Here is a 9,322-nt window from a genome sequence, read left to right as displayed (position 1 = left end):
AACGCCCGGTCACATTCCGAACCCGGAAGCTAAGACTCTCAGCGCCGATGGTACTGCAAGGGGGACCTTGTGGGAGAGTAGGACACCGCCGGACTTAACTTAGCAACACGTGAAATGGCCACCCCGATGGGGTGGCCATTTTGCGTTAACGAGCTGGTGCGCGAGCATAGGCGAGATCACATCTATAGCTAAACAGGAGATCCCAGTGAGCGATTCGGGCGACCGCAACAAGCGGCCAGGCGGCAAGCCAGACGGCGCACGTTCCGACCAGAGCGGCCCCCGTCGGGGACAGCCGGCATCCGGCGGTCCGCGGCGTGATGGCGGTCCCGGCCGCGGTTCGGATTCGCCGAGGGCCGGAGCGGGGGACCGCGGTCGCGTCGACCGCTCCGCCGGGAACCCGTTCCAGACACAGCGCGGCGGCCGGGACACCGAGTGGGAGGATCGTGACCCCTACGGCATCAAGGCGGTGCGCAACCGCCACGACGACCCCGAGATCCCGGATGACGTCAAGGCGGGCGACCTCGACCGCGGCGCACGCACGCAGCTCAAGACCCTCAGCAAGGAGAACGCCGAGGAGGTCGCGAGGCACCTCGCTATGGCCGCCCGTCTCATCGAGGAGGACCCCGCGCTGGCCCACCGGCACGCCGTGTCCGCGGCTCGCCGCGCCGGACGCATAGCCGTCGTGCGCGAGACGCTGGCGATCACCGCCTACCTCACCGGCGACTTCGGCCTCGCCCTGCGCGAGCTGCGCACCTACCGCCGCATCTCCGGCAAGAACGACCAGCTGCCGATGATGGTCGACAGCGAGCGCGGGCTCGGCCGTCCAGATAAGGCACTCGAGCTCGGCCGCTCCGTCGAGCGTTCGACCCTCCCGGTCGACGTGCAGGTCGAACTCGCGATCGCTATGTCCGGCGCGCGGCTCGACCTCGGGCAGCTCGACGCCGCCCTGTCGGAACTCGAGATCCCGCAACTCGACGCCAACGTCGCATTCTCGTGGAGCCCCGCCCTGTTCGACGCCTACGCCGCCGTGCTCGAGGATCTCGGGCGCACCGATGAGGCGGAGGAGTGGTACGAGCGCTCCGACCGCGCGCAGGGCGCGCTCAACTCCAGCGAGCTGGGCGACGACGACGAGACGATGGAGGTCGTCGAGGAGGAGCTCGAGTTCGACGACGAGTTCGAGGACGAGGTTCAGGACGACCGCGTGGGTGGCGACGAAGACGAGGCTGATTCCGTTCCGCGCGTCCACGCTGATGAGCCCGCTGAGGGCGATGGGGCAGACGAGGCGCCCGCCGTCGAGCGCGCCCATGCAGACGCGCCGGCCGAGGGGGCCGACGTCGAGTCTGCTGCCGGCACTGCCGAGCCGTCCCCCTCCCGCTCCGACGAGGCGCCCGCGTGAGCGGCGCGACTCCCCTCGAGGGCGTCGACCTTCTGCTCGCCGATCTCGACGGGGTCGTCTACAAGGGCGCCAAGGCGATCCCATATGCCGTCGAGAGCATAAATGCGGCGGCGAGCCGGATGCGGGTGGGCTACATCACCAACAACGCCGCTCGCACACCGGATTCCGTTGCCGAGCACCTGTCTGGTCTCGGGTTGACCGTGCGGCCGGATGACGTCGTGACCTCGCCCCAGGCCGCGGTGCGCCTGCTGGCCGGCACCGTGCCGGCCGGCGCGACCGTTCTGGTTGTCGGCGGCGAGGGACTCATCTCCGAGGTCGTGCGCGCCGGCTTCGTGCCGACGACGAGCGCAGAGGACTCGCCCGCCGCAGTCATCCAGGGCTTCCACCCGTCCGTCGGCTGGACCCAGCTCGCCGAGGCCGCGTTCGCGCTGCACACCGGCATCCCCTGGATCGCGACGAACACCGACTGGACCATCCCCGTCGCGCGCGGCATCGCCCCCGGAAACGGCACTCTCGTGTCTGCGGTGCACACCGCTGTCGGGCGCCTGCCCGTCGTCGCCGGCAAGCCAGAGGTGCCGATCTTCACCGAGGCGATGAGCCGCTTCGGCGGTACCTCCGCGCTCTTCCTCGGCGACCGGCTCGACACCGACATCCTCGGGGCGAACCGCGCCGGCATCCCCTCCGCTCTTGTTCTCACGGGCATCGATCGCGCCAAGCAGGTGCTCGCGGCCGACGCGAAGAGCCGGCCGACATTCCTGCTCGACGACCTTCGGCAGCTGCACGAGCCGTACCCGCCTGTCCTCGATGAGAGGGATGCCGCCGGTCGCACCGTGAGCGTCGGCGAGGCGGTCGTTCGCGTCGCCGGCAATGTCGTCAGCATCCGGGCCTTCGGGCCGCGCCCGATCGACCTGCTTCGCGCGGGCGCCGCGGCGATCTGGGGCTCTGGCCTCGCAATCTACGGACTGGACGTGCCGGCCGCGCTCTACGAGTAGCCGCAGCTGTCGGCGCGCCCGTCCGCCCGCCCTGGTCTGCGCTACCCCTCACGGCACAACCCCGCGGCCGTCACAGTCTGAACCGCACCAGCCATCCCGCGAGTGGCCAAATTGTGTCGGGTTGTGGGCGGGTGAGGCAGCGTTTGTGGGCGGGTCGCGTGGGTGTGCCCGTGCGATGCCCCGCTCGAGTGAGTCCGCGCTACAGGCGCGCGATGGTGTCGATGTCCTCGAGGAACTCCTGCGCCACCTCGGCGCTCACGGTCATGCGCGTCTCGGCGATCGCGTCGAGATAGTCGTCCGTTGCCGGACCGCGCCTCGTCTGTGCCGCGGCGGGCACGTCGTAGACGGCCTTCTCGAGGGCACGCTGCGAGGCGCTGCGTGCGGCGAACTCGATGTCGGCGGGGGAGAACCCTTCCGAGCGCGTAACGAGGAGGTCGACGTCGACCTGATCGACGACCGCCGCGGGGATGAATCGCCGCCACATCGCGGCGCGCGCCTCGGAGTCGGGTAGCCCGATCGGGATCACGTAGTCGAAGCGCCCGTGGCGGAGGAACGCGGAGTCGAGCGCGCGGACGAAATTGGTCGCACAAACGAGCAGCCGGCCCGGTTGGTCGCGGAACGCGGGGATGATCTTGAGCAGCTCATTCGTGACCCCCTGGAGAGGTGACGGGGCGCCGCCCGAGCGCTGCGAGGCAATCTCCTCGACCTCATCGATGAAGACCACCGCGTGCTCCAGCTCCGCGATCTCGAGGAATGTCTCCCGCAGCGCCCCGGCGAGGCCGTTCGGGTCGGCCGCGAGACGGGACGGGAACACCTCGACGAAGGGCCACTCGAGCCGCGACGCGATCGCCTTCGCGAACGTCGTCTTGCCGGTGCCGGGAGGCCCGAAGAGCACGACGGCCCGCGGCGGCACGACGCCAAACTCCTCGGCGAGCTCGGCCTGGGCCAGTGGAAGCACGAGGCGACGCTCCAGCAGCTCCTTCTCCCGCTTCATGCCGGCCACGAGGTCCCACAGGTCACGCGGCATGAGCCGCCCGCCGAGCTCGCTCAGAGGGCCCAGTTCCTGCCGATGCACCCGGATCTGCCGCTCGAAGTACCGCAGGTTCTTCTTCAGCTCGAACCCGTTGTTGAGGAACGCCTCGACCCTGGTCTCGGTCTCGGGCATGAGCGCCGAGAGCTTGGTAAGCCCGTGCGGAGCCATCCGCTTCTCGATGGCGGCGAGCAGCGCCGCACCGATTCCCTGCCCGCGCCATCCCGGCGAGGTGGCGAGAAACACGACCCAGCCCTGATCGTGGGCGGCGCGGGCGACGGCGGCACCGACGACCTCGTCGCCGTGCATCGCGACAACGGCATGGTCCTTCTCGCACGAGGCGAGCACCTCCGAGAGCGCGTAAACGGGCTCGACGCCGGTTGCCTTGACGATCTCCCACAGGTGCAGGATGCCGTCGAGGTCGGCAGTGTGGAAGTCCCTGATGCGCCAGTTCGTCATGCGCGTTCCCCGTTCGTCGTCGTTGCCGCTCGTGTTCCGAGCATCATCCCACGGCCCGCCCGAACGGATGCCCGCACACCAGGGTGCAACTGGGGCGCTACCTTGCCGCGGCTACCGTCGCCGTGTGATGACAACGTCTCACCGAAGGAGTTAAGACATGACAACCCTGACACCCACCGCCGCCGCCGGCGGATCCGAAGCCCACGAGGGTCGAACCCCCTCCTCCATGCAGGCCGCCGTCGTGCGGGAGTTCGGAGCACACCTCGCCGTCGAGGTCGTTCCGCTGCCCGAGCCGGGCCCGGGCCAGGCCCTTGTACGCCTGATCTCGACGGGCGTCTGCCACACCGACCTGCACGCGGTCGAGGGGGACTGGCCGGTCAAGCCGTCGCCGCCGTTCATCCCCGGACACGAGGGTGTCGGTGAGGTAGTTGCGCTCGGCTCCGGCGTGACCGATCTCGCAGTCGGCGACATCGTCGGGAACGCCTGGCTGTGGTCGGCGTGCAGCTCGTGCGAATACTGCCTCACCGGCTGGGAGACGCTGTGCGAGTCCCAGCAGAACGGCGGCTACAGCGTCGACGGCTCGTTCGGGCAGTACATGCTCGTCGACTCGAGATTCGCCGCCCGCATCCCGGCCGGCGCCGACCCGATCGAGGTTGCCCCGGTGTTGTGCGCGGGAGTCACGGTCTACAAGGGGCTCAAGATGACCGAGGCGCAGCCCGGCGAATGGGTCGTCATCTCGGGAATCGGCGGCCTCGGGCACATCGCGGTGCAGTACGCCGTCGCCATGGGCCTGCGCGTCGTCGCCGTCGACGTCGCGGAGGAGAAGCTCGACCTCGCCCGCCAGCACGGTGCCGAGCTCGCCGTCAACGCCAGTGAGGAGGGCCCGGTCGAGGTGATCCGTCGCGTCACGGGCGGCGCGCACGGCGTGCTCGTGACGGCCGTGCATCCGTCCGCTTTCGGGCAGGCGATCGGGATGGCGCGTCGCGGCGGAACGATCGTGTTCAACGGCCTGCCGCCGGGCGACTTCCCCGCGCCGATCTTCGACATCGTGCTCAAGGGTCTCACCGTGCGCGGATCGATCGTCGGCACACGCCAGGACCTCAAGGAGGCGCTCGACTTCTACGCGCGCGGCGTCATCCACCCGACTGTCTCCGAGCGCCGCCTCGATGAGATCAACGAGATATTCGAGGAGATGAAGCACGGCAAGATCGACGGCCGCGTCGTCATCAAGTACTGACCCGAGCGGCCGGCGACCCGGGCCGGGGCGCCGTCCACTCAGGCGTTGGAGATCAGCAGCTCCGACAGCGGCTTGCGGGTGCGCGGCGCCGACTCGCGCTCGAGCAGCGCGGGATCGAGCGTTGCGATGTCAGCGAGCACGCCGAGAGCGATCACCGAGACGATGGCGTGGTTCTCGGCGAGACCAAACGCGCTCGACAGCACAGTGGCGTCGATTCCGCCCATCTGGTGGCTGTGCAGCCCCTCGTGCTGCGCCTGCACCGACAGGTGCGCGACGGCCTGGCCGAGGTCGTAGCGCGCCCACCGGTTCTCCTTGCCGTCAGTTTCGAGCTCCGCGATGTTCACGATGAGAACGGATGCCGCGGAGGCCCAGGCCTGGTTGAAGCCCATCAGTCCGCTCTCGATGGTGGCGAAGTCGTCCGAGCCGCGACGGGCAACGATGAACCGCGAGGGCTGGCTGTTGGAGGCCGACGGTGCCCACCGCGCGGCCTCGAGCACGGTCGTCAGCACGCGCTCGTCGATGACCGCGGCGGCGTCGAAACCGCGCGGGCTCCACCGCTCGGAGAGCGCGGGAATAAGCGTCTGGTCGGTCTCGGCGGAACGGTCCACGGTGTCGGTGATGAGGTTCACGGTCTGTCTTTCTCTCGAGCGGATGATCGGGACGACGCTGACCCTGATCGCTCCAACGCAGCGGGCCGCCGAGTATTCCGTCGTGACGCGGTCGGCGTCGCGCCCCGGTTCTCGGTCGGGCCACGGCGCGGCTCTATGCAGTAGTCCAGATGAGCCGTAGGTTTTACGCCAACGTCATTGTTGGAAACGATTCCGAAATGTGAGCGTCTGACAATGACATCACGCGCTCAGACCAGGAGGCCCACCGTGACCGTTGTACGTGCAGCACTGACCCAGACCACCTGGACCGGCGACAAGGAATCGATGATCGCCAAGCACGAGAAGTTCGCGCGCGACGCGGCGGCCCAGGGCGCACAGGTCATCTGCTTCCAGGAGCTGTTCTACGGGCCCTACTTCGGCATCATCGAGGATGCCAAATACTACGAGTACGCCGAGTCGATCCCCGGTCCCACCACGACCCGTTTTCAAGCGCTCGCGAAGGAACTCGGCATCGTCATCGTGCTCCCCATCTACGAAGAGGCCATGCCGGGCGTGTACTACAACACCGCCGTCGTGATCGACTCCGACGGCGAGAACCTCGGCAGCTACCGCAAGCACCACATCCCCAACCTCGACCGCTTCTGGGAGAAGTTCTACTTCCGCCCCGGCAACCTCGGCTACCCCGTCTTCAACACCCAGGTCGGCAAGGTCGGCGTTTACATCTGCTACGACCGCCACTTCCCCGAAGGGTGGCGTGAGCTCGGGCTGAACGGCGCCGAGATCGTATTCAACCCCTCGGCGACCAAGCCGGGGCTGTCGAACCGCCTATGGGAGCTCGAGCAACCCGCCGCGGCCGCCGCGAACCAGTACTACATCGGGGCGAACAACCGGGTCGGCACCGAGACCGAGGAGTTCGGCGACAAGGCCGTGACCTTCTACGGGTCGAGCTACTTCGTCGACCCGCGCGGCAACTTCGTCGGCGACATCGCCAGCGAGGACCAGACCGAGATCGTCATCCGCGATCTCGACCTCGACGTCATCCGCGAGGTGCGCAACAACTGGCAGTTCTACCGGGACCGCCGCCCGGACTCCTACACCGCCACCGTCGCCCCGTAACCGCCCGCTGCAAGGGAGCAGTCATGACAACCACCCTCATTCGTGGCGGAACCGTGGTCACCGCGACAGGCCGCAGCCAGGCCGACGTGCTCGTCGACGGCGAGAGCATCGTCGCGGTGCTCGCGCCCGGCTCGGTCGTGCTCGGCACCGACCTCAGCCGCTCGGTGCACACCGTGATCGACGCCACCGGCAAGTACGTGATCCCCGGCGGAATCGACGCGCACACCCACATGGAGCTGCCGTTCGGCGGCACCGCGGCATCCGACACCTTCGAGACCGGCACGAGGGCCGCAGCCTGGGGCGGCACCACGACGATCATCGACTTCGCGGTGCAGACCTACGGGCAGCGCGTCATGGACGGCCTCGCCACCTGGCATGAGAAGGCCCGCGGCAACTGCGCGATCGACTACGCCTTCCACCAGATCGTCGGCGACGTCAACGAGGACTCCCTGCAGGCGCTGGAGTCGCTGCCCGACGAGGGCATCACGAGCTTCAAGATGTTCATGGCCTACCCGGGCGTCTTCTACAGCGACGACGCGCAGATCCTGCGCGCCATGCAGGTCTCGGCGCGCACCGGGATGATGACGATGATGCACGCCGAGAACGGCCCCGCGATCGACGTGCTCGTGAGCCAGCTGCTCGCCCAGGGCAAGACCGACCCCTACTACCACGGCGTCGCGCGGGCCTGGCAGATGGAGGAGGAGGCCACCCACCGGGCGATCATGCTCGCGAACCTCACCGGCGCCCCGCTCTACGTCGTGCACGTGAGCGCCAAGCAGGCCGTCGAGCAGCTCGCCGCAGCGCGCGACGTCGGCCAGAACGTGTTCGGGGAGACCTGCCCGCAGTACCTCTACCTGTCGCTCGAGGAGCAGCTCGGCGCACCCGGCTTCGAGGGCGCGAAGTGGGTGTGCTCCACGCCGCTGCGATCGAAGGCCGAGGGGCATCAGGCGCACATGTGGCAGTCGCTGCGCACCAACGACATCCAGATGGTCTCCACCGACCACTGCCCATTCTGCATGAAGGGCCAGAAGGATCTGGGCCTCGGCAACTTCTCGAAGATCCCGAACGGGATCGGCTCGGTCGAGCACCGCATGGACCTGCTCTACCAGGGTGTCGTCGACGGGCAGATCAGCCTCGAGAGGTGGGTGGAGATCACCTCGACCACCCCCGCCCGCATGTTCGGGCTCTACGGCACGAAGGGCGTCATCGCCCCGGGAGCGGATGCCGACATCGTGATCTACGACCCGAACGGCCACACGAGCATCGGCTACGAGAAGACCCACCACATGAACATGGACCACTCCGCGTGGGAGGGCTTCGAGATCGACGGGCACGTCGATACCGTGCTGTCCCGGGGCAAGGTCGTCATCGACGACAACCAGTACCTCGGAGCCAAGGGTGACGGTCACTTCGTCAAGCGCGGCCTCAGCCAGTACCTGATCTAAGGAGCACAGTGGATTTCGGAGCAGTACTTCAGACCACCCCGCCGGCCTCACGCACCGTGCACCTCGCCAAACTCGCGGAGCAGCACGGGTTCAGCCACGTGTGGACCTTCGACTCGCACCTGCTCTGGCAGGAGCCCTACGTGATCTACAGCCGCATCCTGGCCGAGACGAACCGCGTCATCGTCGGCCCGATGGTCACCAACCCGGCGACCCGCGACTGGACCGTCACCGCATCCACCTACGCCACCCTCAACGAGATGTACGGCAACCGCACGGTCTGCGGCATCGGCCGGGGCGACTCCGCCGTGCGCGTCACGGGAGGCGCCCCGACCACTCTCAGGACGCTGCGCGAGTCGATCCACGTCATCCGCGAGCTCGCCAACAGCCGCGCGGTCGAACACAACGGCGCGACCGTGCAGTTTCCGTGGAGCGTCGGGTCGTCGCTCGAGGTGTGGGTCGCCGCCTATGGACCGCTCGCCCTCAAGCTCACGGGGGAGGTCGGCGACGGCTTCATCCTGCAGCTCGCCGACCTCGACATCGCCGCGTGGATGATCGGGACGGTGCGGGATGCCGCGGAGAAGGCCGGCCGCGACCCGATGGCCGTCAAGTTCTGCGTCGCCGCGCCCATGTACATCGGCGACAACATCGAGCACATGCGCAACCAGACGCGCTGGTTCGGCGGCATGGTCGGCAACCACGTGGCCGACATCGTCGCCAAGTACGGCGCCGACGGCTCCGTGCCCAAGGCGCTCACCGATTACATTGCCGCGCGCGAGGGGTACGACTACAACCAGCACGGGCTCGTCGGCAACACGCACGCCGACTTCGTGCCGGACGAGATCGTCGACCGGTTCTGCCTGCTCGGCACCGCCGAGCAGCACATCGAGAAGCTCACAGCACTCAAGGAGCTCGGCGTCGACCAGTTCGCCGGCTACCTGCAGCACGACAACAAGGAGGAGACCCTCCGCGTGTACGGGGAGAGCGTCATCCCCGCACTCAAGGAGCAGATCGTGGCCAAGGCATGACGGGGCCGTGCGCG

At 68.2% G+C, this 9,322-nt stretch carries 8 protein-coding genes and 1 rRNA gene; 7 read left to right on the top strand and 2 right to left on the bottom strand.

The window, feature by feature from the left end:
* From rrf to ABIB15_RS13865, 3 genes are all read left to right on the top strand, one after another.
* Nucleotides 1-94, top strand: a 5S ribosomal RNA gene (rrf, locus tag ABIB15_RS13875); the annotation flags it as partial.
* Between the two features lie 111 nt (nt 95-205).
* A complete protein-coding gene (locus ABIB15_RS13870; RefSeq protein WP_354479809.1) occupies nt 206-1,396 on the top strand; it encodes a tetratricopeptide repeat protein in 1,191 nt (396 codons plus the stop codon).
* The gene (locus ABIB15_RS13865; protein WP_354479806.1) at nt 1,393-2,388 is read left to right on the top strand and encodes an HAD-IIA family hydrolase; all 996 of its coding nucleotides are present in this window, start codon (nt 1,393-1,395) and stop codon (nt 2,386-2,388) included. Before ABIB15_RS13870 ends, ABIB15_RS13865 begins: the two co-directional genes overlap by 4 nt.
* A gap of 199 nt (nt 2,389-2,587) precedes the next feature.
* Here ABIB15_RS13865 and ABIB15_RS13860 read toward each other — a convergent pair whose 3' ends face one another.
* The gene (locus ABIB15_RS13860) at nt 2,588-3,877 is read right to left on the bottom strand and encodes an ATP-binding protein (protein ID WP_354479802.1); all 1,290 of its coding nucleotides are present in this window, start codon (nt 3,875-3,877) and stop codon (nt 2,588-2,590) included.
* A 226-nt stretch (nt 3,878-4,103) separates the two neighbouring features.
* Here ABIB15_RS13860 and adhP point away from each other — a divergent pair, with 226 nt between their 5' ends.
* Entirely contained in the window at nt 4,104-5,114 is a 1,011-nt protein-coding gene (adhP, locus tag ABIB15_RS13855; RefSeq protein ID WP_354479820.1) for an alcohol dehydrogenase AdhP, read from the top strand.
* A 38-nt stretch (nt 5,115-5,152) separates the two neighbouring features.
* Here the strand turns inward: adhP and ABIB15_RS13850 are convergent, their stop codons facing one another.
* Complete coding sequence (locus tag ABIB15_RS13850) at nt 5,153-5,743, bottom strand: nitroreductase family protein (RefSeq protein ID WP_354479799.1); 591 nt, start codon at nt 5,741-5,743, stop codon at nt 5,153-5,155.
* 246 nt (nt 5,744-5,989) lie between these two features.
* Between ABIB15_RS13850 and ABIB15_RS13845 the strand changes: the two genes are divergently transcribed.
* From ABIB15_RS13845 to ABIB15_RS13835, 3 genes are read left to right on the top strand one after another with little or no spacing between them, the layout of a single operon-like run.
* The gene (locus ABIB15_RS13845; protein WP_354479796.1) at nt 5,990-6,838 is read left to right on the top strand and encodes a nitrilase-related carbon-nitrogen hydrolase; all 849 of its coding nucleotides are present in this window, start codon (nt 5,990-5,992) and stop codon (nt 6,836-6,838) included.
* 23 nt (nt 6,839-6,861) lie between these two features.
* On the top strand, nt 6,862-8,283 hold the full coding sequence (gene hydA / locus ABIB15_RS13840) for a dihydropyrimidinase (RefSeq protein WP_354479793.1): 1,422 nt from the start codon (nt 6,862-6,864) through the stop codon (nt 8,281-8,283).
* A gap of 8 nt (nt 8,284-8,291) precedes the next feature.
* Nucleotides 8,292-9,308: a TIGR03842 family LLM class F420-dependent oxidoreductase gene (locus ABIB15_RS13835; RefSeq protein WP_354479790.1), complete on the top strand. Its 1,017-nt coding sequence runs from the start codon at nt 8,292-8,294 to the stop codon at nt 9,306-9,308.
* The last annotated feature ends 14 nt before the right edge of the window (nt 9,309-9,322 follow it).

This window comes from Marisediminicola sp. UYEF4 (assembly GCF_040546025.1).
Classification (GTDB): domain Bacteria; phylum Actinomycetota; class Actinomycetes; order Actinomycetales; family Microbacteriaceae; genus Marisediminicola.
The sequence above is the reverse complement of the archived record's forward strand: the minus strand, read 5'-3'. Positions and strand labels throughout refer to the sequence as shown.